The organism is Psychrobacter sp. TB55-MNA-CIBAN-0194, assembly GCF_040309505.1.
GTDB classification, from domain to species: Bacteria; Pseudomonadota; Gammaproteobacteria; order Pseudomonadales; family Moraxellaceae; genus Psychrobacter; species Psychrobacter fozii.
Window position 1 is genome coordinate 35,389 of record NZ_JBEOOW010000009.1, and the last position, 26,154, is coordinate 61,542.

20 protein-coding genes and 1 pseudogene are annotated in these 26,154 nt (G+C 41.0%); 8 read left to right on the forward strand and 13 right to left on the reverse strand.

The window, feature by feature from the left end; translation table 11 throughout:
• Entirely contained in the window at positions 1 to 294 is a 294-nt protein-coding gene (gene minE, locus AAEY75_RS11185) for a cell division topological specificity factor MinE (protein ID WP_110924026.1), read from the forward strand.
• A 257-nt stretch (positions 295 to 551) separates the two neighbouring features.
• Here the strand turns inward: minE and AAEY75_RS11190 are convergent, their stop codons facing one another.
• The 9 genes and pseudogenes from AAEY75_RS11190 to pilG form a co-directional block, all read right to left on the reverse strand.
• Complete coding sequence (locus AAEY75_RS11190; RefSeq protein WP_197102163.1) at positions 552 to 1,070, reverse strand: cytochrome b; 519 nt, start codon at positions 1,068 to 1,070, stop codon at positions 552 to 554.
• Positions 1,071 to 1,209: 139 nt separating this feature from the next.
• On the reverse strand, positions 1,210 to 1,707 hold the full coding sequence (locus AAEY75_RS11195; protein WP_110924028.1) for a hypothetical protein: 498 nt from the start codon (positions 1,705 to 1,707) through the stop codon (positions 1,210 to 1,212).
• Positions 1,708 to 1,724: 17 nt separating this feature from the next.
• Complete coding sequence (locus tag AAEY75_RS11200; protein WP_197102165.1) at positions 1,725 to 2,729, reverse strand: chemotaxis protein CheB; 1,005 nt, start codon at positions 2,727 to 2,729, stop codon at positions 1,725 to 1,727.
• Positions 2,719 to 9,570: an Hpt domain-containing protein gene (locus AAEY75_RS11205; RefSeq protein ID WP_352259609.1), complete on the reverse strand. Its 6,852-nt coding sequence runs from the start codon at positions 9,568 to 9,570 to the stop codon at positions 2,719 to 2,721. Before AAEY75_RS11205 ends, AAEY75_RS11200 begins: the two co-directional genes overlap by 11 nt.
• A 30-nt stretch (positions 9,571 to 9,600) precedes the next feature.
• Positions 9,601 to 10,575, reverse strand: a complete 975-nt coding sequence (locus AAEY75_RS11210) for a CheR family methyltransferase (RefSeq protein WP_197218208.1) — start codon at positions 10,573 to 10,575, stop codon at positions 9,601 to 9,603.
• 117 nt (positions 10,576 to 10,692) lie between these two features.
• Positions 10,693 to 11,739 (reverse strand): annotated as a pseudogene (locus tag AAEY75_RS11215) (methyl-accepting chemotaxis protein); the annotation flags it as partial.
• A 525-nt stretch (positions 11,740 to 12,264) separates the two neighbouring features.
• The gene (locus AAEY75_RS11220; protein WP_110924033.1) at positions 12,265 to 12,795 is read right to left on the reverse strand and encodes a chemotaxis protein CheW; all 531 of its coding nucleotides are present in this window, start codon (positions 12,793 to 12,795) and stop codon (positions 12,265 to 12,267) included.
• Between the two features lie 3 nt (positions 12,796 to 12,798).
• Positions 12,799 to 13,161: a response regulator gene (locus tag AAEY75_RS11225; protein WP_110924034.1), complete on the reverse strand. Its 363-nt coding sequence runs from the start codon at positions 13,159 to 13,161 to the stop codon at positions 12,799 to 12,801.
• Positions 13,162 to 13,442: 281 nt separating this feature from the next.
• Positions 13,443 to 13,820: a twitching motility response regulator PilG gene (gene pilG / locus AAEY75_RS11230; RefSeq protein ID WP_110924035.1), complete on the reverse strand. Its 378-nt coding sequence runs from the start codon at positions 13,818 to 13,820 to the stop codon at positions 13,443 to 13,445.
• Positions 13,821 to 14,512: 692 nt separating this feature from the next.
• On the opposite strand from pilG, the gene AAEY75_RS11235 reads away from it, so the two are divergent.
• From AAEY75_RS11235 to AAEY75_RS11265, 7 genes are all read left to right on the forward strand, one after another.
• Positions 14,513 to 15,781 carry an efflux RND transporter periplasmic adaptor subunit gene (locus AAEY75_RS11235; RefSeq protein WP_352259610.1) on the forward strand — a complete coding sequence of 423 codons (1,269 nt, stop codon included), beginning with the start codon at positions 14,513 to 14,515 and terminating at the stop codon, positions 15,779 to 15,781.
• Between the two features lie 278 nt (positions 15,782 to 16,059).
• Positions 16,060 to 16,782: a response regulator transcription factor gene (locus tag AAEY75_RS11240; RefSeq protein WP_110924036.1), complete on the forward strand. Its 723-nt coding sequence runs from the start codon at positions 16,060 to 16,062 to the stop codon at positions 16,780 to 16,782.
• Between the two features lie 106 nt (positions 16,783 to 16,888).
• A complete protein-coding gene (locus AAEY75_RS11245; protein ID WP_352259611.1) occupies positions 16,889 to 18,976 on the forward strand; it encodes an ATP-binding protein in 2,088 nt (695 codons plus the stop codon).
• A 256-nt stretch (positions 18,977 to 19,232) separates the two neighbouring features.
• Positions 19,233 to 20,003 (forward strand): methionine ABC transporter ATP-binding protein, encoded by a 771-nt coding sequence (locus AAEY75_RS11250; protein WP_194198161.1) that lies wholly within the window; start codon positions 19,233 to 19,235, stop codon positions 20,001 to 20,003.
• Positions 20,004 to 20,021: 18 nt separating this feature from the next.
• Complete coding sequence (locus AAEY75_RS11255) at positions 20,022 to 20,708, forward strand: methionine ABC transporter permease (RefSeq protein ID WP_352259612.1); 687 nt, start codon at positions 20,022 to 20,024, stop codon at positions 20,706 to 20,708.
• A 229-nt stretch (positions 20,709 to 20,937) separates the two neighbouring features.
• Complete coding sequence (locus tag AAEY75_RS11260) at positions 20,938 to 21,894, forward strand: MetQ/NlpA family ABC transporter substrate-binding protein (RefSeq protein ID WP_352259613.1); 957 nt, start codon at positions 20,938 to 20,940, stop codon at positions 21,892 to 21,894.
• 412 nt (positions 21,895 to 22,306) lie between these two features.
• Positions 22,307 to 23,155 (forward strand): aldo/keto reductase, encoded by an 849-nt coding sequence (locus tag AAEY75_RS11265; protein ID WP_197135027.1) that lies wholly within the window; start codon positions 22,307 to 22,309, stop codon positions 23,153 to 23,155.
• Between the two features lie 240 nt (positions 23,156 to 23,395).
• On the opposite strand, the gene ccmE is transcribed toward AAEY75_RS11265, so the two are convergent.
• From ccmE to AAEY75_RS11285, 4 genes are all read right to left on the reverse strand, one after another.
• Entirely contained in the window at positions 23,396 to 23,896 is a 501-nt protein-coding gene (gene ccmE / locus AAEY75_RS11270; RefSeq protein WP_197102177.1) for a cytochrome c maturation protein CcmE, read from the reverse strand.
• A gap of 259 nt (positions 23,897 to 24,155) precedes the next feature.
• A complete protein-coding gene (gene ccmD / locus AAEY75_RS11275; RefSeq protein WP_110924042.1) occupies positions 24,156 to 24,377 on the reverse strand; it encodes a heme exporter protein CcmD in 222 nt (73 codons plus the stop codon).
• 16 nt (positions 24,378 to 24,393) lie between these two features.
• On the reverse strand, positions 24,394 to 25,182 hold the full coding sequence (ccmC, locus tag AAEY75_RS11280; RefSeq protein ID WP_110924043.1) for a heme ABC transporter permease CcmC: 789 nt from the start codon (positions 25,180 to 25,182) through the stop codon (positions 24,394 to 24,396).
• A 214-nt stretch (positions 25,183 to 25,396) separates the two neighbouring features.
• On the reverse strand, positions 25,397 to 26,053 hold the full coding sequence (locus tag AAEY75_RS11285) for a heme exporter protein CcmB (RefSeq protein ID WP_352259666.1): 657 nt from the start codon (positions 26,051 to 26,053) through the stop codon (positions 25,397 to 25,399).
• Positions 26,054 to 26,154: the final 101 nt, after the last annotated feature.

Consider the following 26,154-nt stretch of genomic DNA (forward strand, 5'->3'; position numbering starts at 1 on the left):
ATGACTAAGAAAAAAGGATTTTGGAGTAGCCTATTTGGTACTGATGACAGCAATGGCACAGCAGGTAGCGCTAATTTGGCGACTGAACGCCTTAAGGTTATTGTCGCTAGTGAAAATCGCTTAAATAACCGTCTCACTGCTGATCGTATCGAAAAGATGAAGCGTGAAATTTTAGAAGTGGTCAATAAGTATGTCAATGGCGTGCAGATTGATGATGTCAATATCAATCATCGTTCTGAAGATAGCCTAGACGTACTAGAGATGAATATCAGCTTGCCTGAGCACAAAAAGTAAAGTTATCGTCATTCCACTATGAAAGTATTACTGCGTCAACCTCGCTTGAAGTATTTAATATATATCTTCACTCGATTGCTTTGTACTACTTTTAAATTGAAGCGATATATAACAGCAGAGAGTTTCAATTGATGCTTTTATGCTGGATTTCAAAAAAGCCCTCAGTATTATTACTGAGGGCTTTTTTTAGTTTAAGTCATGACATTACTTTTGATAACACACAGAATTTTTTTAACACACAGCTATTTTACAACGGACTACTTCATACGTGCTATCAGATTGTCTTTTTTGACAAACTGATGATACAAAGCCGCGCTAATATGAACAGCCGTAAAGGCAATAATAGCTTGCCAGATAACGTCCGTATGCAGGTTGTTATAGAAACGAGCCAAAGTTCTGTCTGGCGTGACAAATACAGGGATTTGGAACAAGCCAAAAATATCAACAGGTCGACCACCATAGACCGTCATCAGCAAACCAACCGTTGGCATTGCTATCAGCAAAGCATATAGTCCAAAATGCGACAAGTGAGACAATAATAACTGCCATTTTGGCATCGATATAGGTGGTGGTGCTTTAGTAAATACACGATTAATCACTCGTGCTATCATCCAAAACAATAAACTAACGCCAAAAGCTTTGTGCAGCCCAATATAAATATTACTATCAAGATTATTATTTAACAGCATCATTATCCACGTAATCAATAATAAAACTGCACTGATCCAGTGAAAAATTCGACTACTGACTGACCACTTTGAATTCGTATTACTCATGAGCTACCCTATCACCTTCATTACTAGTTATCTGTCATCAGCAATATAGATAAAAACAGCTACTCATTTAGCATTCAAAAGCCATTGAGATGATTTAAACATTCAATTCATAGTAAATGAATAAAAAATAGAAGCGAATCTAGCTGCTTACATCAACCAACTGATGAGCAATTTTGTCTAAGTCTGGTACTAAATAGACTTTGTCCTCAATCATAACGGTCTGAAAAAGGTAGGATAGCATAACGTTTTCATTAAAGGGTACTGCTGTTTCGTTGATGTTTGTTTTATCGAAATTTTCAGGTACTTCTATATCTTTGACATCTGAAATACGTACTTGTAATTGGTGTAGCTCACCTGCCGTTTGCAACGCTAAGCGATGCTCTGAGGTATTACCTTCTAGTACGATTATTTTATCTACTGCCTTATCTTGTGGTAGCAAATGAAACACAGAAACTTCTTGATCCTGCCAATCATAAATTGATGTATGTTGATCATGCTCATCCACACTCAAAATCAGACTACTTGGAATCAACCAATCAGGCTGGTTGAATGCAGGAACAATAGTAACGTCGAGCATCCCGTTGGTAGTGGTCAACAAGCTCACAGCTTCAAACGAATGTTTCAAAATTTGTTTCATACATCACTCACAATAAGTTAGGGTGAAGAGGCTTTGACTGCCCTTTCGCCAATATAGTCTGTCAGTTTTTGTGCCAAATCTGTCGGACTACCAATAAAACCACAATATCCTGAATCGATAATGGCCTGAGGCTGACTAGGACAAGCACTCATACTAGGGTCTTGCACCCAAAGTTGACTATTATTATCTTGAATGAGATCAAGATATTGAGACCCATCATTACCCATACCTGAAAATATGATGTTAATAAGATCACTACCATAAACGTCACTGGTGTTCTTCAGGATTTGACCGATGGCAGGTTTATACTCACCTTCCCAAGCTTGCTCTAACAGTATGACTCGACCTGTCGAGTCACAGACAATCTGTTTATCAATAGGTGCTATGAGACACTGACCGGCTCGCAAACGCTGCGAAGAAGTAATGACCTGACATTGCCAATCGTTATGACGATTTAGAATGCGTGGTAAGGTATCTATCATGGTTACATTAAAATGATGTGCCAATAAGATACAAACTGGCAGCGAGGCTGACAAATTGTCTAAAAATTCTTTGATCGCACTTGGACCACCCATAGAGGCACCCAAAAAAACCACATAGTGCCAATCGGTATCAGTACTATCATGCTTATGAACTGGCGCATCTATTAGCATAGGTAGTTCAAGCATTTGTGCAAGCTTACGTTTTAGCTTACGCTGCCATTTTGCATACTGCGTGGCTTCATTGAGATAAGGTGCCTGACTAAAGCCCACCAGTACTGCAGCAGGTTTAGAGACGGTCGTTGCAGTCACAATATTATCATCGTAGTCACTATCTATCAGCCAGATATCAATGACCACATCAGAGAGTACAGTTTTTGCTTGCAACTGCGCCCGTGACATACACCCAACTAGAGTAAAACCACAGCTGCGGACAGTATCCGAAAATGCCATACGCTGATGATGGTCTTCTGCCACGACCATCACCTTAATATCATTCTTTTTTTTATTCCTCAGTGCCAAAACACCTGTATTATCCTTCATGAGTTAGACTGACCCTCTGACCCAGTATGTGCTGGATTTTATTGAGCAGTACTTGTTCTTGGAAAGGCTTACCCATGTAATCATTCACACCAATCTCTAGTGCACGCTCGCGATGCTTTTCACCAGTACGCGAAGTAATCATAATAATTGGAATATGCTGTAAGCGCTTGCTATATCTGACTTGGGTAGCCACCTCGAAACCATCCATGCGTGGCATCTCAATATCTAACAATATCATGTCTGGTATCATATCTTGTAATATCTCAATCGCATCAACACCATCTTTCGCAAGCGCTACATTGAATCCTTGACGTTCTAAGAAGCGTGACGTTACTTTGCGTACGGTGACTGAGTCATCGACTACTAAGATAGTAGACTTAGCCTCTAAACCGCTTCGTTTAAAGTCGATAGGTTGCGGTATATTTTGAGTCATCTGTGCATTTCGCATTAAAGCGATTAGATCCAAAATTAACATCACCGAGCCATCACCCATAATAGTAGCAGCTGAGATACCTGATAGATGTGATAGTTGTTGCCCTAAAGGTTTTACGACTACCTCAATACGTGATCCTGCAATCTGATCAACTTGCAACGCGATATTCTGTCCAGTACGGTTCTTAATAATAATGAGTGGTAAACTTGTATTGGTATTGACAACCAACTCGTTCAGCTTATTGCCCGACAAAATCTCATTCAAGTAGCGTACCCGATAGTCAACATCTTCAAAATTTAACGTTGAATCACCAGATTGGTAGTAGTCGTACAGTTTTTCTGGATTAACGCGAACCACGCGCTCAATCTGTACCAGTGGTATCGCATAATAACGATCCGCTGCACGCACAACCAAAGCATCAGATACAGCAACCGTAAGCGGTAGGCGCATCGTAAAACGAGACCCTTTACCGAGCTCTGAGACAACTGACACAGAACCGCCTAACTGACGGATCTCACTAATCACTACATCCATGCCTACGCCGCGTCCAGAAATCTGCGTGACTTGTTTGCTGGTACTTAATCCAGCATTAAAGATGTATTGCATGATATCAAGGTCGGTTAGACTGGTATCACCAGCATCAATGAGCCCTTGAGAAATAGCTTTGTTACGAACGGCTTCTACGTCGATTCCGCGACCATCATCCGTTAACTGAATGACAATTTCACCGCCTTCTCGACTGACTTCGAGAGTAATATGCCCACTACGTTCCTTACCTGCTCTGAGACGTGTCGAGGTATTTTCGATACCATGATCGACAGCATTACGTAGCATATGCTCAAGTGGTGAAGTCATACGCTCGAGGATGGTTCTATCCATCTCATCATCAGCATTAATAATCGTTAGCTCAACAGATTTATTAAGCTCATTCGCAGTTTGGCGTACAATACGTTCGAGACGTGGTGTCAGATGCGTAAATGGCACCATACGCGAGTTCATAAGACCGTCTTGTAGTTCAGTTTGTGTCCGTGATAATTGCAATAGCAGACTTTCGCTATCGCGTGTCTTTTCTAATAACGTATGATTAATATCAATTAAATCCGAAGCTGATTCTGTCAAAGATTTCGATAATTGATTTAAGGAAGAATACTGATCCATCTCAAGAGGGTCAAAGTCTTCGTTTTGAATCAACTCATCATCTATTTGAGATAAAATTTGTGCTTCAAGTTCGATTTCCATTCGGCGTAACTGATCAGCCAATCGCTGCACCGTAATGCCCATATCTTCAATGCTGTTAGTCAAGCTACTCATGCCCATATCGATACGAGCACGGTTAATGGCTGACTCACCAGACAAGTTAATCATATGCTCAATCAAACCACCTGAGATACGAATCATTTCACTGTTGCTGGCACTCTGATCTTCTTCGCTTGTACTGAGGATCATAGATGGCATTTCACTAATATCTTTTGCCAAATATTGTGAATCTCGATTTTCTTTAGCGATCAAGATTGCTTCACGTTGAGACTGTAGAGACTCTTTAGGTGCTTGCTTTAAACTATCAGGATTTTTGCTAAATTGCTGCAATGCCTCAATGAGTAACGCAGGCGTTGGCGGATTGACATGATGTCTAAGAATAGACACCGCATCAGCTAGCCAATCATGGCTGGCAACTAGTAATTCCAATACTTTTTTGGTGGCAGGGCGGCGGTTGTCTATAAAGTCTTGATAGACAGACTCCATCTCATGAGACAAATCTGCAATACCAGTAGCAGTAACCATTCGTGCACCACCTTTGATAGTATGCAAGTCACGCTGTAACGCTTGTAATGCTGTTCTATTGTCCGTGTTTTCTAAAAATAATTGCAGATACTTATTGCGATTGGTAAGGGCTTCTGCTTCTTCTAAAAATACCGCTAATATATCAGGGTCTGGTAAACCATTAGCCCATGACTGTTTAATCATTCTATCTAAGCTTGAGCTATCTAGTACATCATCTTTACTATGCGTACTGCTGACAACCTTACTTTGCGCCTCAGGTTCAAAATGATTTTTTGGTACAGGTATGATTAACTCTACCATTTCTGGCAAGACTCGTGCTTTTAGAAGCTGTTGTAACTGCTCAATAAGCTCTGATGCAAAAAATGATTTTTTATAGCTCACGATATGCATGACTTGCAATGACATTGTGTCCTGCACCATTTGCATAATTTCGAGCCATTGAGCTGTCGGTACTCGTCTGTTTTCTACAAATGCTTCATAAACACTTTCAGCTTCGTGGGTCAGATCACCAATACTGCGAATGCCCGCCATCCGTGCCCCACCTTTAATAGTGTGCAGATGACGTTGCAAAACTTTTAGAGCATTGACATTGCTAATATCTGCTCGCCACTTGTTAAAGCTCTCATCTAACGCAGCATCTAGCTCTTGCGCTTCTTCTAAAAATATTTCTAATAGCTCAGCATCAGTATCGATAGACTCAAGCTCTAGATCAGATGACGAAATGGCTCGAACCGCGAAAACATCCTCATCTTCACTGCCGTTATCCGCATGGTAGATACTTTGTAGATTAGCCAGAACTTTCTGATCTACCTTCAATGAGGTACTACCCGCTAGTGCATCAAACAAACCAACCAACTGAGCATGACCAGTATGCAAAATAGCTTGAATGTCTTTATCTCTTGCTTTTTCAGGATTATCGTTTAGATAGCTATAAGTATTACCCAACTCATCAAGAATTGAGATGAACTTGGGAAATGGTTGTGCTTTATTGGTTAAATATTTTATTTGTGAGACTTGCTGATCTATATATTTTTGAATATTAGCTGTTTCAGCTTGGTTCAGCGCATCATCCAACTCCCACTGAGCATCTAACAATTCATCAATATTATCATCTAATAACTGCTCTATCGTCGGTTTATTATCAGACATCAACTCAGTATCACTAGCGACATGTTGTTTACCAAGCATCGCCTGTAATGAGGCTAGATCTTGTTGGCTTTGTACGTCTTCTAATAACATGTTTTTTGGTTGAACGTTTTGCTTGTAACTGTTCAAATAACCATCCATGAGCGTAGATGACTTTGCTAATGCCTCTAAATGCTGAGCATTCATGGCTTTATCTTTTTGCTGTAGCAGCTCTAAACTATGCTCTATGGTCGCACTTACTTCACTAATAGCCGCAAGAGCACTAGAACCAGAAGCACCTCTCAGAGTATGGAATGCACGTACAATATCATCCGTGACTTCAATATGAGGCTCATCTTGATGCTCATCGACGAATTGGTCTATTTCCTGTAATAACTCTTCTGCTTCGTCGATAAAAATCTCAAAAAACTCTTTCTCTTCATCGCTTTGAGGCACGATGATAATAGATGCTTCTGCTATCATTTCATTAACAGAGTTAATCGTTTGCAGCGTAGCATCAATTTCTTTGTTGCCATTATCATGGACAAGATTGGCCTCGCCTAGCTCAGACGACAACAGTGATGCTTGAGTACTTTCAAGATCGGACCCATTAGATACTATGTCATTCTGATGTAAAGCAGAATAGCTGAACTCATCACCATGCTGCTTACTATAAGCATTGGCGCAAGCAATCCAAAGTGGTAGCGTCGTTGGGTAATCTTGACTGTCATTTTCAAACACGATTAGCATTGAAGGATAAGCAGCTAACACATCTGCAATAAGCTGACTCATATCTGCTGAAATGGCAATACTATTATCTAAGATTCGATTGAGCATGTTTTCTATTGCCCAAGCCAGCTCAGCAGTATAATTGGCACCTACCATGCGGCCTGAGCCTTTTAAGGTATGGAAACCGCGACGAATATCTGTCAATCCGCTTAAGTCACTTTGTGATAGGCGCCAATTTTCATATAGAGGTACAATTTCAGCCAGCACTTCATTGGCTTCTTCTATAAATATCTCTTTAATATCAGGGTCTGCATCGTTAGCATCAGCTGCGAGCTGATGTGGGGCTTGCATGAATGGTACGAGTACTGCAGGAATCTCGATATCAGATAATGAAGCAGCTATATGTTTGCTTTCATCTTTATCATCTGTCGTTTGAGAGTCACAAATCGTATCGAGAGTAACTCTCAACTCGGCTTCAACAGGCTCAGACATGCTTAACCCAGCATTCATGGGTTGCTGCGCCATTAAATTATGGCTCTGTAGAACCGTAATGGCAGGATCCAAACTTGGTAATTGCTGCGCTTCAAAATCTGTGACCAACGCAGGCAATTTTTTTGCTGTTTCAATGACTAAATCTACAACATTATCAGTGACAGGCAGTGTCTTATCTAAAAGACGATTGAGCAATTTTTCGATTGACCAAGCCATCTCACTGATACTAAAAGCACCTACCATACGGCCTGAGCCTTTTAAAGTATGGAAACCCCTACGCACTTCAGTTAGTGGTGTTAAATCTTGTGCATCCTGCTGCCAAATAGGTAGAAAGTCGTCTAAATCAGCGATGACTTCAATCGCCTCTTCAATGAAGATGTCACGAATATCCGCATCCATCTCGAAGTTATCGGGCTGAACTTGCGTGCGAGCTTTCGTTAATAACTCACTCTCTAGACTATTACTCTCGACACCACCTTTCTCTTGCAAAAGAACATCATCAACACTGGTATCAGTCAAAGATTCAGCATGAATAGACTGAGCATTAGTAGGAGCCAACTCACCATTATCATCGTAACGAATTACATTAGTTGCGGCTTGCTTTCGAGTAAGAAAAGTCTCTTTGACGGTACTTGGTGCGGCAATATAGTCATTAAGCAGACCTGTGGCTTTAAGAGTGTACTCATATGCCTGAGTCAATAACTTTTGATCAAAAACCTGCTGCGCAAGATAGTCTAGTAGTAGCTCAATAGATGTCAATCCCTCAGCCAATGCCTGAGTGACGTCCCAACTAAGCGTTGCAACTTCATGAGCTGCCAACTGTGTAAACACGTTGGATAGCGCATTGATGGTTTCACGAATTTCTGGCAAACCCATATCAATAAAAGCATCACCAATCTTAGAAAAATCAGTAGCCGTAGGCAGCAAATGAATATCTTGACGTTGTACATATTCATGAAAGCTTTGCTTGACATCTTCTACTGCAATGCGAAGCTCACGCAAGTTACCATCGGTAGTATTCACAACCTGATTATTTTCAGCTTGTGTATCGATATCATCAGGTATAGTGATAAAAGTGGCGGCATCTCCGATTTTTAGAGATATCGTCTGTTCTGTATTATAGAGCGCATTATATAGCTCTTGAAGCTGACGCTCGATTTGCCATTGCTCTTGTGCAAACCCTGTTTCGGATGACAGTGCGTGCTCTAGATTTACCAGAATAGACTCTACTTGTGCGACATAATATATCCAACCTCGACTCTCGAGTTGATGCTGTATTTTTTGTAGAGGGTCTAAAATTGTGTCTGGGTTATCCAGATTAAAAATAAGTGTTTCAAGCTCATTGAGTATTCGCGGTAAAAAACGCGATACAGTAACCGCACTGTGCGGCAAATTATTTAGTATGGACTGAGTGCTTTTGCTATTTTGTGTAAGATTGCTTAATTCGATATATACTCTGATAATCAAGCTTCTAATAGCGTTCGACGAGAGTTCGGTTTGCTCCGCATAAAATTCTATCACTTGATCCAACTGACCCAATAGTGGAGCATAGTTTTCAGGTAGTGGTGTCTCATTATTTACAAGATCGTTGAGCCATAAGTCTGTTAGATACCAAAGACGTTGCTCATCTTCATGCTGAGAGGTTTGCCATAAATATTGACTAACTCTGCCTAATACTTTTAATAAAGGAGATTCATTGGTATTGGCCACCAATAATTCTTGTACTTGCTGTCGCCAAACCAGTAATAACTGTTGGTAATGATGATTTTCTAGATTTGTGGTTATTCTACTTTCTGGAAATACCACTTTAATATTATCAATGATATTGTCATCGGTAGTATGACTGCCTAAGCCTTCATTCTGGCTAGCTGCAAGCATTTCTAGGGACTCTGTCGCTATGCCTAGCTCTGATAGTGCTTGTGTAAGGTCACTAGCAGCATTATTAATCAGCGTCGTGTTGTGGCTAGTGGTACGCACATATTGATTCAGCTCACGTTCTAACAATCTATGAGCAAACTGACCGATATGGCTGTTATTGATAGAAATACTATCGTGACCACTTGCTTCTACCAATAAACTCAGTTTATTGGCAAGATCTGCTAGCAGAGGCAAGCGAATCATCGTCAGCGCGCCGCCCACTTGATGGTAGTTCTGCACCATCTGCTCGTAATCAGTGCTTTCATCACCTAATTGCCAGCCATCAGCTATCTGTAATAGTTGCTGATTCAAAAGTGGCAATAACCACTCGAGCGTCACGATGTCATTGGGCTGGTTTTTCATAGGGTTATCCTAACTCGTCTAAGCACTAATTTAGGCATTTATTTTTTGCCACACATTAACCTGTGGGTGCGCAATACGGCGCATATTCGAAGGACGCCAAAACAACGCCTCACCTGGAGCCAATATAATATAACCACCTAATGCACACTGCTCTGATAGCCTTGCTAAAATATCGCGTTGATCAAATTTACGAAAGTACAGCAACATATTTTGGCAAATAATGACATTTTGGAGATGCGAAGTGGGTGGCTTTTGTTCAATAATATTATGTAAAGCAAAGCTAACATACTGTTTCAAGCTCGGTGCTATTTGCCAATGTGCTTGATTACTTGCGATCATTTCTTTCGTTATTGTTGAATCGCAAAAACTTGGTTTTCTAATTGCACTATTAGCACACAATGGCTGTATAAATTGCTGGCAGATGTCTGGAATTAAAGATTTCTGCCGCTGATCATAATGTCCTAACTGTGCTCTTTTGATAGCTCGATGGCTAATGTCTGTACCCAATATCGTATAATTTTTTAATTGCTTTGATATTAAGCTCATCGCTAAGGACCAAACTTCTTGTCCACTTGCACAGCCAACACTCCAAATGCGAAATAACTCATCAAAATTACGTTCAGCACTATTATCAGTATTGGTAGCAGCTAACCGGAGTCGCTGATGTTGCGCTGCACACTCTGTGACAAAATTAATAGAAGGTATATAACGAAAAAAACGACTTTCGTGAATCAGTACGTTATCTAATAGCTGTTGACGCATCTCGTTGTTTTTTGGCAACCGATGCCATAAATTTTTAGGGGTCAATCCATACGACGATGCCGTATGGTCAATCGCATTAATCAACCACTGCAATTGAACATCGGGTAGAACAAAACCTATTTCTTGTTCTATGTATCGTCGCCATTGCTGCACATCAAAGCTATTGTTCTGCGAAGAGGCCTCAACTAGTATTGGCTTAATGTGCTTGTTAGCATGGCTGTCTAGCTGAATAAATTTATTCATGTCACCCGCTATAATTGCTGCTGCAAACCATTATTATCTACATAGCAATATAATTAACATATTAATAAAAATACTGTAAAGCCTCTAAGGCTCAACTTATAGTGTTCAAACTTATCATCATACATTTTCTGATAATGCTTGCTCGTTATCTAATAACTCATCATCACTTAGTACTTTAAAGCCTGTTACTGATTCTTGTAGTGCTGCAGCCATTTCACTCAGCTCACCAATAGATCGTGCAGTTGCCATCGTACCAGAGGAGGTTTGTGAAGTAATATCTTGAATGATATTCATGGTATGAGAGATATGCCCAGCAGACTCAGCCTGCTGTATTGCAGCATTTGAGATGTTTTGAATCAAATCAGCCAACGTGTTAGAAACGCTCTGGACTTCTTCTAGTGCTTCACCAGCATCTTTTGCTAACCGGGCACCGCGCACAACTTCAGAGGTTGTCGATTCCATCGACACAACAGCTTCGTTGGTATCTGCCTGAATGGTTTTTACCAATGTTTCAATCTGTTTGGTTGCATTAGCTGAACGCTCAGCAAGACGCTGTACCTCATCAGCAACAACCGCAAAGCCTCGACCTGCTTCACCAGCCATCGATGCCTGAATAGCGGCGTTCAATGCCAAAACGTTGGTTTGGTCAGCAATGTCATTAATCAAACTAACGATATCACCAATCTCTTGCGAAGATTCACCGAGACGTTTGATACGTTTTGACGTCTCTTGAATCTGATCACGAATAACGTTCATACCTTCAATAGAGCGCTGTACAACTTCTGCCCCATTATAAGCAATGGCAACTGAGCGCTGAGCAACGGTCGCAGATTCCGAGGCGTTATTTGAAACTTGGTCAATTGAGATTGTCATCTCATTAATGGCCGCTGACACACCAGCAATTTCTTGCGCTTGATGTTCAGATGCCTCAGCAAGCTCAACCGCATTCATCTGCGTTTGATCTGAAGATTGCGAGACACGATCAGCAGTGTTGTTAATAACCAGTACTAACTGACGAAGTTGGTCAATTGCAAAGTTTACTGAGTCAGCAATTGCGCCAGTAAAATCTTCTGATACGGTTGCATTGACCGTCAAATCACCTTCCGCCAAATCACCCAACTCATCAAGTAAACGCAGAATAGCAACCTGGTTACGCTCGTTTTCTTCTTGGATTTGACGCGCGCGCTCAGACTCTGCTTCTGCTTCTTGGCGACGACGTAATGTTTCTTTTTCGATAAGTAATCTTTCCGAGCCACCACGATGTTTAAGTAATTGGTACAGAGCAAAAATTATCCCTAACACCCCTATCACGAACACGACGACAGGCAAAACAACTGACTGAGTAAAGTCAGAAAAATACTGACTCACTGATGATAAGGAGTTTACCAACCAAATCAGACAAGCCACACTTATCGAAACAAAAAGCACTAATAATAGTTTCCACTCACTATTAGCGTTTGCACCACCCGCTGTTGCATTGGGTGTACCAGCTACAGGTTTATTTATAACATCACTCATCGTGCGTATTCCTTTAAAACAATCATCAAAGTCTTATCGTGACTGACTTTGACAATCTTATTGTTATAAAACAACAGTGATTAACAAAGCCTGTGTGAATGCTGATATCTAACTGTGTCGTGTGCTATTACTTGATCATAGTCCTAACAGTCAGATATCTGTTATCGATAGCTATATTGCAGCATCGGTATATTGTAAGTCTTGTGCGAGTAAACTGGGCATAAAGACATACCAGTCTTGTTCATTTTTAAAGAACTTACCATGATTATAAGGTGCAAAAGGCGAACTAGACTCAATTGCCTCTGCACGGTACTGGTCATGTGTAAATTGTTCGATACCAATAACTTGGTCTACTACCAGTCCTGAAAAGAGATTGTCATGATCAATGACAATGACTTTACGTTGGCTCATTTGCGTTAAGCCACTAGGAACCTGTAGAAACCGAGACAAATCAGTTATTGGTAGTAGACGTCCACGAATATTAGCGATGCCCAGCATCCAAGGTTTTACTAAAGGCAAGCTGGTATACTCTGGCATGGCTAATACTTCTGATACCTGACCCATTGGCGCAACCAAACGCTGTCCACCAATCTCAAACACCACACCTTGCCAATCATACTCTTGTCCACCGCGGCGACCACTTTTGCGCGCGCGTGCCAAATCTGCTAAACGCAGAAGCTCAATAAACCCTTTGGAAGCCACAAGCTACTCCATTACTTTGCGAATGATATTAACCAAGCTATTTTCATCAACTGGTTTGGCGATATACTCTTTAGCGCCTTGACGCTTTCCCCAAACTCTATCTGTTTCTTGATTTTTAGTACTGATCATAATCACAGGGATATGAGCAGTCGTTTTACCACGAGTAATTTTTCGAGTGGCTTGGAAGCCATTCATCTCAGGCATCACTACATCCATCAAGATGACATCTGGTAAGTGATCAACTGCCATTTGACAGCCTTGCTCACCATTTGTCGCCTCTAATACTTGAAAGTTATGTCTAGCAAGCATATCGCGAAATTTCGCCATCTCAGATGGCGAGTCGTCAATGACTAAAACGGTAGTCATGGGAATTTCCTTTATTTTCGAAAATATCCAAGAGGATATGTTGTTATATTATTGAGACAACTAGAGTAAAAATCATTTGCCAGAGATAAGTGGCAAAATCACTTTTTTAGCAGTTGTTGTGAAATATTGAGCAATTATTATTAATTGTCACTCATGTTAAGTATTTTGACTTTGTAACCCAACCTACAAAAACATGCATAAATCATACCAACAATAAGCCTAAACGAAACTTTATATTTGCAGATGTACATACTTTACTACTAGCAATGACATTTGCCGTATTAGCGGTACTGGTTGATTGCCTCAAACAGCTCGTCTTTACTAAACGGCTTTGTCAGATACTCATCAGAACCAACAATACGACCACGTGCTTTATCAAATAAGCCATCTTTTGAAGACAGCATAATGACTGGTTTGTTAGCATAGTCAGGGTTGTTTTTTATCAGAGCACAAGTCTGATAACCATCTAAACGTGGCATCATAATATCGACAAAAATAATGTCTGGGTTGTTATCAACAATCTTTGCTAAAGCATCAAAGCCGTCAATAGCAGTCACGACTTCGCAGCCCGCTTTTTGAAGTAAGGTTTCTGCGGTACGGCGAATGGTTTTTGAATCATCAATAACCATTACTTTCAAACCATTAAAATCATTTTCCATTATCACTGTCCTATAAACGACTATTTGTTCGTAATTCTATCGATCAATACAAAAATTTAACTGTTATTTAAACGTGTCATATCACTTATTATCGGATTGATACGAACAGCTAAATTTGCATTACCATGATGTTATGACAGCGAACCTACTATCTGTCAGTATCGGCCTATCAAACATGCTGTCAACATGAGTTACTATACGCACTTTTTTATTAATAAACTTAAAAAAATGAGCCAGAAAATAAGCTTTTTAGGTGAACCATACAACTTTCATTATCACTAATTAAAGTAGGGCTCTTTTTGTATCATGTAAAGCACTTCCTCACTAACCGTTTGAATTGTTATCTAAATAGAGATAGTTCAAATCAAAATAGTCGACAACTTTATGATATTTCTACATTATATAGAAACGATGGAAATATTGCTGAATAATCTTCCTTTGTTCTATAAATGTATCAATATGCTTTATCAGATTCGTTTTTAGCACAATTATCGATCCTTTTCTAGTCATAATCGAGTCAATATACAAACTGACCAGTAATGTAGAGCATTTTTTTGCTAGCTATATTTGTTATTTTTAACATTATTAGGTCTGGTCATCGCATATTTATAAAATGAAGTAAGTGTTTAGCAGCCGTTTCACCGCACTGTAATTCAATATATAATAAAATGATAACTACTATGGTGAACGCGATGACAGTTTCCAAAATTTTAAAAAACAGCAGCTATTTATTGAGTGCTTTACTCATTGCTGCCTGTCAGCCGCCAGCGCCTACCGATGATCCAGCGGCCACTGAAAACAATCCGGCAGTAGATACTCCCGTTGTCATTACCGATGATAGTGTGACCATTACACCTGATCATATATTGAGTATAAAACCTTCACGTTACCAGCCTAGTCTTGGCCTACAAGGCAATATTGAACCTATTAAGCAGACCCAATTTGTGACAGTACATCCTATCAATGTAGAAGAGATCTTGGTTACTAAAGGCCAATGGGTAGAAAAAGGCACACCACTACTCATTGTCAGACGATTGGAAACAGAAAGTAAAACGGTCAACTCATCTAATACATCAGACGATACAGCGGCAGATTCCGGTAAGCCTGATCAAGACACTGAGGTGCAAAGTGGTACTGATGTTGCCAAACAGACTAATGCTCAAGATACCAGCGCAAACGCTAAACCCAATCAACCTGCAGTAAATAATGATACAACCATTAAGAAGGCTTTATCTGATGGCACAGAGCCATTAACGACAAATGCAGCTATAACTAGCTCAAGTGATGGTGATGATGATGAGGTTAATAGTAGTAAGGGTGTAGAGAACTCAAAGCCTCAATATAAACTGATTACTATCCGTGCAAGCTTTTCAGGACGTGTAGAAAACCTGTATGCAAAAGCGGGTCAAAAGCTAGAAGCTCGAATGCCACTCCTGAAATTTAGTGATGAGACTAAATTACACTTTACTGCTATGCTACCTATCCAAGCTGAACCCCAACTGTCGGTAGGTCAGACTGTCAATTTTACTGCTGAAAATATCTTAGAAAAATTTACGGGACAAATCAGTAAGCTGACTGCGACCAGTCAACCGAAAAGACTTATGGTCAATGTTGATGTTATTGACAATGAGGTCAGTCGTAAGCAGTTATTACCAAATATGCAAGTAACCGGGCGAGTCAATTATGGTCAGATAGACGTGGGTACTATTGTGCCAAAGCGCGCGCTACACGATGTCGACTTGACAGAGTTGCAAGCGCCACCGTATAAACCACTCAAGCCACTGACGGCTAATGTCTGGATTATCGGACAAGATCAGCATTTAAAGCGATATCCTATTGAGGTAGTCGAGTACAACCCCTCGACAGAACAATATTTGATTGCAGGTATTAGCAATGACAGTCTGATTTGTTTGGCTGATTTGCCGCTTGATTCTGATGGTAAAAAGGTCAATGTTTCGTAGTCCTCTATACTGACAGTTACATTGTGTAGAAATATTAACAAAGCCTCTCTTGTTTTGTAACAGCCTAATTAGGCAATATAGCGGTACTATAGATAGTATTATAAATCGCTAATAATTACTGGCTAGATACTAGCTAACCATGAAAGAAACTTTGAAATCTTAGAGGCTTGATAGTTTGAATGCCTTAGAAATTAAAATCATTGATGTATTTGTCATGATTTAAATATCAGAGCATATGAAACTTTTGATAAACCATAACAACAACTAGAGGATAACCCATGAGTAAGCAAATTTTATTGATTGAAGATGATCCTGATTTAGCTGAATTGATCAGCGACTATCTAACCATGAACTATTATGATGTGCATCATGCAGGTCTTGGTCAAGAAGGTCTTGAATTATTAGACACCAAAGAGCGTGATATTGACTTGGTTGTTCTTGATTTGATGCTACCTGATATGGATGGTATGCAGGTATGTCAAAAAATTCGCGGCAACAAAAACAACATGACCAACAAAGTGCCAATCATCATGCTGACAGCGAAAGGTGATACAACCGATCGCGTGTTAGGTCTTGAAATGGGTGCTGATGACTATATCTCTAAGCCTTTTGAACCGCGTGAACTGCTAGCACGTATTCGTGCTGTCATTCGTCGTCACGAGCAACCGAATCAAGCAGATAGCCAGTCAGACAGTTTGACCTTTGGCCGTTTGAGCGTATTCCCTGATAGCCATGAAGTCACTATCGATGATGAAGCTGTACGTTTGACGACGCATCAGTTCCAATTGTTGCATTATTTTGCCACACATTCTGGTAAAGTACTGAATCGTGAGCAGCTTTGGCAAGCCATGCCAAACGATGATAGCTCGGACAATATCGATCGTGCCATTGACGTTCATATCTCACGCTTGAGAGCTCTAATTGAAGACAATCCACGCCAGCCAAAACGTATCATCACGGTACGCGGTGTTGGTTATCAATTTGCCACTGATCAGGTTTGATCATAGAAAACAGCTGACGGATCGAGAAAACGACCATCCTATTGATTCAGTTTTACAAAATCAACAGGATGCATCGATATAAGCGTCCAATAATAGAGATGGTTTAATGCAGCAGTTGGGTTTTCGTTCCGTATTTGCCAAGTTGTTTGCCAGTGTCATGATGGCACTTATCTTATTTGCAGTGGCTATGGTGCTGTTGACGCAACTTGTGCATGATAAAGATGCAGGTATTCGCTCAGAAGTACTCGCCACACAAATTTTGGGACAGATAGACCCGTTCCTGCACGAACTAAATACTTCCATTAGCCGAGACAATCGCTTACAGTCTCGCTTTATGTTGGCAGTGGTCAAAAAAAGCTTTGATATCTTTGATGAGTCGTTACAAGCTAAGATGGGCTTGTATGACAGTCAAGGTCGGTTGCTCATGCAAACAGACAACAGTGACCTACCGCTAGAGCTGCCAGAACCGCCTTCTTTGTTATCTCGTGTTTTCCCTTCATTTGCAGAAACGTCTCCTACCAAGCAAGCTCAGGTCTATAGTGCTACTGGCTATACACTGTTATATGAATCACGCTTACCACCCAAAAAACCCGTACTCTCTGCTGCCCTGAATTTATTCACAGGCACGCTATTGCTGCTATTCATTATGGCAGGTGTCCTATGGTGGATTGCTCGAACCATTACTTGGCGTATCAATCAGATGAGCCAACAGATGACTCAATTGGGTGATGGCGACTTTACGGTACGAGTGAATGCTCGCGGTAACGATGAGATTGCATCATTGGCACGCGGATTTAACCAAGCTGCACAGAAAATCGAACATCTTATCGATGCTAATAATTTACTATTAGCACACGCCTCTCATGAGCTACGTACGCCCATTACGCGTATTCGCCTGCAAATCGAAATGATGGACATGCTGACTGGTTCGTTACCAACCGATACCAAAGCAAAATTTGATAAGCGTGCTCATGCAATCAATCGCGACTTATCAGGACTTAATGATTTAGTAGAGAGTATATTACTAGTCAGCCGTTTAGATGCTGGTCATGCCCTGCAACAAGTTGAGCATTTAGATTTATACGACTTAGTCAATCAAGAGCGTCAGCATTACCCTGAAGCCACTCTAATTGGTGAGCACATCGTCATTGATGGCCAGTCATCGATGTTGACTCACTTAATCCGCAACTTACTAACCAATGCAATGTTACATGGCAAACCGCCAGTGACAGTATTACTGTACGGTGTTCAAACGATCGATGAAGCTGATAACGTTCCTGATTATCTGCTACAAACCGTGTTATGCAACAGCTTTGCTGATTATGGTAGCTCTGATTTCGAATCATATGATGCACCCATCGATGTCAGCGAAAATGGCGCTCACAACGCTTCAGATTTAGATGATTCGTTGAATACTATCGATAAGAGCAAGTCTGAAATAGCAGATACGAAAGATATATTACCAGCACCGACTATCTATAAAAACGGTACAAGCATTACGCCAGATACTGATGACGAAAACCTAGAAACTAGTGTTACTCTTATAGAAGACAATGCTAACGATAAACAGACTGATGCTGATATTACTAAAAATTCAACAAACCTCAGCGACACAGTTGAGACCAGTAGCGAATCTTCATTGATTGCCGACTATTATAGCTTTACCAATGATTTGACCGATAGAATCAAAAAAGTTATTTGGAGAATCGTCCCCGATACTGAGGTGTCTACTGATAGCGATACAAGCATTCATTCAAAAGACGGTCAAAAAACGAATAAGGCATCTATTTATTCTGGCATCTCGAAAAATAACACCAAAACCAGCATGCAGAATGACTCTAAAGATAATGATCAAAATGTCGTTGAAACTCAGAGTTCACCACGCAAAGAAAGCCTATTTGCCAAGCATATAAAGAAAGCCAAAGCGGAACCTGTACGCCCATTACCGAAATATGCCGTACTAGCAGTGATTGATGAAGGTACAGGTATTCCTGAAGACAAACGTGAAGAAGTATTCAGTCCATTTGTACGTTTGCAGCAAAAAAACAAAGGCTCTGGACTAGGCTTGTCTCTCGTGTCGCAAATTGTCACTGCCCACCAAGGCCGTATTCTCACTGATACCCTGAATGGCCATACTCGGTTTTTAGTCATCATACCAGTCGAGCATGATCCACATTACCACCAGCATGATTAGTTAATCGTGCTATCAAATGCACATTTCCTATCACGACCTCACTACCCTCTCACTTCCTCAAAGTTCTCACTACTAATAGCTATTAGTCATAAGCGTGTCACGGATGTGCATATCCAAAGTGCTTGATAATATGCTATATTAGCGCCCCTTATTATAGGGTTATTAACGATTGTTTTTTAATTGGCTTCTTACACAGTAGTAGAGGCGAAACAATACGTTCATGACTATTAAAATATTATTGAATTTTGAGCCCTCCATGAATGACATGATTGTCTTAAACGATGTGACCAAAAGCTTTTTAAGCGACCGATCAATCAAGGACAAAAACGGCAAACCGCATTGGTTTACTGCCGTTGAGCCGACATCCCTCACTATCCAACAAGGCGAAATATTCGGCCTAATGGGATATTCAGGTGCCGGTAAATCAACCTTATTGCGTCTGATTAATATGCTGGAACGCCCAGATGCTGGTCAAGTCATCATCGATGGTACTGACTTAACGACGTTATCTGCTAGTGAATTGCGTATCGCACGTCATAATATTGGTATGATTTTTCAGCAGTTTAACCTGATGTCTAATCAAACTGTTTTTGATAACGTGGCATTTAACTTAAAAATCTCTGGTTATCCAAGCCGTGACATTCATAAACGGGTTATGGATTGTCTAGCAATCGTTGACTTAACCGACCGTGCTGGCCACTACCCTGCCCAGCTATCAGGTGGACAAAAGCAGCGTGTTGGTATTGCCCGCGCAATCGCACCCAGTCCAAAAGTACTATTGGCCGATGAACCAACCAGTGCACTAGATCCTGCGACGACCCGTAGTTTGCTGACATGCTTACGTGATATCAACGAGCAACTTGGTGTCACCATTGTCATTGTGACTCATGAGATGAGTGTCATTCGTAGACTCTGTGATCGCGCTGCATTGCTACATCAAGGACAACTACTAGAAGTTGCAGATGTAAGAGACGGTCTGATTCAGGCAACCACCCCTATTGGCCAAGGCTTAGTGCACGAAGACTAATGAGGCAGGAGAAAAAACATGTTAACTGGTAGTGAATTATCCGCCTCGATAGATAAACTGTTGGTGCTGCGCAAAGAAATTATAAGTGCCTTTATTGATACGTTTATTATGCTCGGTATCTCTACAACAGTCGCCATTATCATTGGCGGACTGTTTGGCATATTCTTATTTTTGTCCAGTGATCGACAGTTTTTGCAAAATAAGACGCTGTATGGCGTGCTTGGTGGTATCACCAACTTTATGCGCGCTTTCCCTTTTGTGATTCTAATGATTGCCATGAGTCCTTTTACTAAGGCCATTGTAGGTACTGGTATTGGCCCTATTGCCGCATCATTAGTACTCGCTATCGCGGGTTCGTTTTACTTTGCCCGTTTGGTCGAGCAAAACTTACGTGAAGTGCCGCGCGGTATTATTGAAGCCACTGAATCGATGGGCGCACGGCCTTTGACCATTATCAAGGTTTTACTCAATGAAGCCCGTTCAGGACTGGTATTGTCCGTGACTATACTTTGTATCAGCCTGCTCTCTTATTCAGCAGCTGCGGGTATGATTGGTGGTGGCGGTCTGGGTGATTTGGCCATTCGTTATGGCTATTATCGTTATCAAACTGAGGTGATGATTTTTATCGTCATCGTATTATCGATAATGGTCATTTCGATTCAAGCCTCTGGTAACTGGTTAGCCACTCGCTTGGATAAACGCTAAAAACGGTTCCAATAAAAAACAAAACTAAGTACGACAATGCTTATATGAAGAATATTCAAGGCTTCATGCCGATTCATACTAAGCAAAACGCTTGACTTTGTTACTGAGACCCTTTAATTTTGTTACTAAATTAACAGCCGTTAACTCAGCAGCATTACTATTGATAATGTTGCTTTTTTAATGGTCATTATTTAACCCTTTATCCCATATCTCTTATTAAGGAAGTTCCATGAAATTAACAGATATCAGCCGTCAGTTGGCGACTGCATTTGCCGCTGTTGGTGTATCAGGCCTAGTGTTAGTTGGCTGTAGCAATTCATCAGCACCAGAAGCGACCCAAGAGCCTGTGACTGAAGGATCAACTACAGAAACTGCTGCTAGTGATATCGATCCTGAGCATACAAAAATCATTATCGGTACTACCGAAGGTGACTTTGCCGATATGGTACGTAACCAAGTAAAAGGCTCACTTGAAGCTCAAGGTTATGAAGTTGAACTGATTGCCTTTACTGACTATGTGCGCCCTAACCTTGCATTGGCTGAAGGTGATTTGGATATCAATATTTTCCAGCACAAGCCTTATCTTGATAATTTCAAAAAAGAAAACAATCTTGATCTAGTAGAAGCATTCCAAGTACCAACGGCTCCGCTTGGTATTTACTCAGGTAAAAAGAACACGCTTGACGCTGCTTTCAAAGGCATGAGCGTCTCTGCACCAAACGATCCAAGTAACTTTGCACGTGCCTTGGTTATGATGAATGATCTTGGTTGGATTACCCTAAAAGACAACATCGATCCATTGACTGCATCAAAAGCTGATATCGCTGATAACAGTAAATACGATATCGATATCATTGAATTAGAAGCAGCTCAGTTGCCACGCGCCCGTGATGAAGTTGACTTTGCCGTTATTAACGGTAACTATGCAACGGATGCGGGTATCGAGCTAACTGAAGCTCTATTCCAAGAGCCAAGCTTCTCTTATGTCAACTGGTCAGCGATTAAGTCTGCTGATACTGGCAAAAAATGGGTTGAAGACGTAACCAACGCTTATAACTCAGAAGCTTTCAAAAAGTACGCTCATGACACTTTCCCAGGTTATAAATATCCAAAAATCTGGGGCGCTGATCATGGTGCGCACACTGACGCCGCTGCACCTGCTGAAGCTGAAGCAGCTGCTCAGTAAGTAGACTAACACTCAAAAATGGTTGCTCTAAATAAACCATTTTTAAGCTTAAGTAGTAAAAGCCCATTATTCACGAATGATGGGCTTTTTTTGATCTCAGTTTTATGAACGGCAAACAATTACTCGTAGTCTATCCAACATAATTTGGATATAACGAAGCCCAGTGAAAGTACTAGAAGTGGGAGATTAAACAAGATTAACGCAGTAATACTTTTATAACGGAATAACTTATATAGTGAAAATGACGTTACAACCTGTTAGTCCTTTGTAGGAAACCGTCACTCGCTCTTTCACTTCACACAAATTTTTCTTATAGTAGATGAGCTTAATAGTTGCTAGGTAAATAGTTACTAGGCAAAATTAAATATAACTATTACTGATAAATTAAATAATAAACTATAAGGATAATAATATGAGCGTTAAAAATTATAAAATTCGTACCGCTGGACAAGCAAATATTCCTGTACTCGGTCTAGGCACATGGCAATCAACTGGACAAGATTGCATCGACGTCGTCAAACAAGCGTTAGAAATGGGTTATGAGCATATTGATACTGCTCAGGCTTACGGCAATGAAAAAGAAGTTGGACAAGGTATCAAACAATCTGGTGTGGCTCGCGACAAATTCTTTTTGACCACGAAGATATTTCCTGACGATATGAAGTTTCAACCAGAAAAACTAATCGCAGCGGCTAAGCGCTCTTTGGAAGATTTAGACACTGATTACGTTGATTTACTCCTGTTACACTGGCCTGATGATCGTGTCCCACTGTCTGAAACCATTCCTGCATTGTGTGAACTACAGAAACAGGGCTTAACGCGTCATATCGGTGTTTCTAACTTTAATATCGCTAACATTATTGAAGCTAAAAAGTACGCTGATGTACCAATTGTGGTCAATCAGGTTGAGTTTCATCCGTTCATCAAGCAAAACACATTGCAGACTTTCTTGAACAATCACCATATCCTGTTAGAAGCTTACTCACCGCTTGCGCGTGGTGATGTGTTTGATAACGATACCATCAAAGAAATTGCAGATAAGCATAATGTGACACCAGCACAGATATCATTGGCTTGGATTTTATCAGATAAACATCGTGTCGCCATTCCGAAGACTGCAAACCCTGACCATTTACAAGGCAACTTAGATGCCCTCAATGTGCAATTAAGTGCTGAAGAATTAGAAAAAATTGGCAACTTAGCTAGTAGTGCTGGTCGCAAAATTGAACATCCTGACTATAGCCCTGTATGGGATGACTAATATTTCGTCATATTAGAGCGTATTCTAAATTTAAACGAGCCAATACTTAATCAGGATATACTCTAAAACCCGTATAAAAAAAGAGCCGCTAATTGATTTTAGCGGCTCTTTTTTTTGATTAAATTTGTTCAAATATAGCCGATTCAATTTAAAAGTAGTACAAGGCAACCGAGCGTAGATGTATATCAAATACTTCAAGCGAGGTTAACGCAGTAATACTTTTATAGTGGAATGACTATATTACTGCTGCAGCGTATCGGTCTCATGCACCTTTTCAGCAGGATTGTATTGCTCAGAAGATGGTACGGCACCGCTACGATTGTTCTCTTTCATTGATTTGGCCACTTCTGGAGGCATATAATTTTCATCGTGCTTAGCCAATACTTCACCAGCCACAAAGGTATCGCCTTGCATTTTACCAGTGGCAACCACACCTGAGTTTTCAGCGAATAAATCCGGCAAGATACCTTGATAAGTCACTGGAACGGTTGATTCAAAATCAGTAATCGCAAACTCAACATTCAGTGGATTATCTGCTGCACGCTGTACGCTACCTGCGACCACCATACCACCTGCACGAATGCGCTTATCTTGTGGCGCCTCACCTTTCGCTATGGCAGTAGCGTCAAAGTAGTAGTCCGTCTGTTGCCCAATAGCATACAGCACCAGCACTACGGCTATTGCGGCTCCTGCAAGCGTAAACATAACCCACATCAGTTTTTTGCGACGAACTGCATTCATACCACTACCTCATTGATGAGTCGCTGTTTTACAAACCATAATCAATCTATAAAACAGAAAAATTTGAAGAAACTACCATTAGAAAAACTTTCTAAAAATGTCTTTCTAAAAATGTCTTTCTAATCGTACTCTTCTAACGGCTATATGGTAGCATTTTTCGGACAAATCAATAGGCCTTATAGTGAGGTATGATGTTACCCATTGATGAATGGCTCACTGACCATCTATGCACTAAAGTCATGATATCGAAATGTTTTTTTTAACGAGAGTGCTTGGTTGCAGATGGTGTTGCTTTAGTCGTACGCTGTGCCTGACGTGCTTGCTGAATTGTCAGCTGCTTGATAAGAGCTTGTCTCTGTCGGCGACTATAAGCAATAAAAATCAGCATCGCGCCAACCGTAATAGCCCAACATGACCAAACAAAAACACCATGCTTACCCATGGCGATGAACTCAGATACGCTATAAAAATAGGGCTGCATAATCGTTTCCTAGCCGTTATTTATGTTGACCACGGATGTACTCTTTCACCCATGCTTTGCCTTGGTCACGATACAATATCAAAGTATTGGTACGATAAATGGCTAATGTTGCCACCAGTAAATAGCTACCAATTACCATCAATAGCAACGGCATCCACATATCTGCCGACATCTTTGGCGCTGAGGTCAAACTAAAAGTCGAACCCTGATGCAATGTATTCCACCACTGTACTGAGTACTTGATAATCGGTAAGTTCACGGCACCAACAATCGATAAAATGGCTGCCGCTTTGCCGCGATTGGCAGTATGCTCAAAGGCTGCAAACAGTGCCATGACACCAGCATATAAGAATGCCAAAATCAGCATAGACGTTAAGCGTGCATCCCAGACCCAATAAGTGCCCCAAGTGGGTTTTGCCCAAATAGAGCCTGTAATCAAGCTAATAATACAGAGCAAGAAGCCTATGGGAGCAATCGCCTGTGCCACCAAACTGGCCGTCTTAATCTTCCAGACTAAGTAGATTGCCCCCAGTATAGCGAGCGCAAAATAAATAGAAATCGCAAGACCAGCAGCTGGTACGTGGATAAAGATAATGCGGTAGCTATTGCCTTGCAGGTAGTCAGGCGGCGCAAAAGCAAGCCCCCAAACGCTACCTATCAGCAGACAGATACTGGCTAATATGGCCAACCACTTAACCCAAGGTCCAAAGATACGGAAAAACTCCTTGGTACCCACAGTGGTCAAAAAGCCTTGCCAAATGCGCTGCCACAGGCTAGGAGATGAGACGTTATTCAGGTTGGGCATGGGGATAAACCTATTTGCGCAGCTCTTTGGTCATAACGGACACAGCACACTATGGGCGCTATTATCTATGAACCTGCTGGCGTTAAACACTGGATAGAATCTACAAGTGATTGTTTGCGTATTAAGTTGGCTATTATAGCAAAATTACCCGTTTTCAACAGGCTGTTAATATAAAGGTTTTTTATGAGGACTGTTGATGCATCCTACTTGACTTTTAATTAAGCCACGCCATTTTTAAGGTCATCGCAATTACCCATGGCATGATCAAAACCGAAATAATACTGCCTGCCAATAATAACGCTAAAATGGGCAAGCCATTTAGACCAGAAGCGAATAAATCAACGGCACCAGTCGCAAAAATCAATACCGGCAACTGCATTGGCAACGCGATTAATGGCACGAGCACCGCGCCATTTTTTAATGATAGCGTCAAACTACTGGCAACTGCTGAGAGCATCAACAGCATTGGACTACCCGTCACAATAGATGCCATTAGTATCCACACCTCAAACCAACTGAGCTGAAACAATGGTACGGCAAGCAAGCTGAGCGCTGCCACAATGCCGCTACTAAAAATCCAATGAATCACCAAACGTATCAACACCCACAGTGGCAATGAAGCGTTGGCGACGACTAATTGTGCGAGCGTACCATTATCAAGCGCGGGCTTAAATAGTCCATCAACGCCCATTACTAGTGATAACAGAGCGGCAATCCATACGGCAGACACACCGAGCCGCTGCAATAGCGCAGGCTCGCTACCAACTGCTAACGGAAACAAGGTTATAATGACTAGAAATAGTACTAAAGGATACAACCATTGCACTGCTCCTTGCTGCTTCACTTGCCATTCACGACGCCACAACTGCATAAAACTGATGCCGCGCACAGCTGATACGATAACGTTCGAGCCTTTATCTGTTGTTTGTACGGGGCTATCTGTCATTATCCGTCCTTTTACCTATACTGCTT

Bases quoted from the DNA above. Each gene is read 5' to 3' on its own strand.
- minE (WP_110924026.1), top strand. From the start codon at position 1: ATGACTAAGAAAAAAGGATTTTGGAGTAGCCTATTTGGTACTGATGAC.
- AAEY75_RS11190 (WP_197102163.1), bottom strand. From the start codon at position 1,070: ATGAGTAATACGAATTCAAAGTGGTCAGTCAGTAGTCGAATTTTTCAC.
- AAEY75_RS11195 (WP_110924028.1), bottom strand. From the start codon at position 1,707: ATGAAACAAATTTTGAAACATTCGTTTGAAGCTGTGAGCTTGTTGACC.
- AAEY75_RS11200 (WP_197102165.1), bottom strand. From the start codon at position 2,729: ATGAAGGATAATACAGGTGTTTTGGCACTGAGGAATAAAAAAAAGAAT.
- AAEY75_RS11205 (WP_352259609.1), bottom strand. From the start codon at position 9,570: ATGAAAAACCAGCCCAATGACATCGTGACGCTCGAGTGGTTATTGCCA.
- AAEY75_RS11210 (WP_197218208.1), bottom strand. From the start codon at position 10,575: ATGAATAAATTTATTCAGCTAGACAGCCATGCTAACAAGCACATTAAG.
- AAEY75_RS11225 (WP_110924034.1), bottom strand. From the start codon at position 13,161: ATGACTACCGTTTTAGTCATTGACGACTCGCCATCTGAGATGGCGAAA.
- pilG (WP_110924035.1), bottom strand. From the start codon at position 13,820: ATGGAAAATGATTTTAATGGTTTGAAAGTAATGGTTATTGATGATTCA.
- AAEY75_RS11235 (WP_352259610.1), top strand. From the start codon at position 14,513: ATGACAGTTTCCAAAATTTTAAAAAACAGCAGCTATTTATTGAGTGCT.
- AAEY75_RS11240 (WP_110924036.1), top strand. From the start codon at position 16,060: ATGAGTAAGCAAATTTTATTGATTGAAGATGATCCTGATTTAGCTGAA.
- AAEY75_RS11245 (WP_352259611.1), top strand. From the start codon at position 16,889: ATGCAGCAGTTGGGTTTTCGTTCCGTATTTGCCAAGTTGTTTGCCAGT.
- AAEY75_RS11250 (WP_194198161.1), top strand. From the start codon at position 19,233: ATGAATGACATGATTGTCTTAAACGATGTGACCAAAAGCTTTTTAAGC.
- AAEY75_RS11255 (WP_352259612.1), top strand. From the start codon at position 20,022: ATGTTAACTGGTAGTGAATTATCCGCCTCGATAGATAAACTGTTGGTG.
- AAEY75_RS11260 (WP_352259613.1), top strand. From the start codon at position 20,938: ATGAAATTAACAGATATCAGCCGTCAGTTGGCGACTGCATTTGCCGCT.
- AAEY75_RS11265 (WP_197135027.1), top strand. From the start codon at position 22,307: ATGAGCGTTAAAAATTATAAAATTCGTACCGCTGGACAAGCAAATATT.
- ccmE (WP_197102177.1), bottom strand. From the start codon at position 23,896: ATGAATGCAGTTCGTCGCAAAAAACTGATGTGGGTTATGTTTACGCTT.
- ccmD (WP_110924042.1), bottom strand. From the start codon at position 24,377: ATGCAGCCCTATTTTTATAGCGTATCTGAGTTCATCGCCATGGGTAAG.
- ccmC (WP_110924043.1), bottom strand. From the start codon at position 25,182: ATGCCCAACCTGAATAACGTCTCATCTCCTAGCCTGTGGCAGCGCATT.
- AAEY75_RS11285 (WP_352259666.1), bottom strand. From the start codon at position 26,053: ATGCAGTTGTGGCGTCGTGAATGGCAAGTGAAGCAGCAAGGAGCAGTG.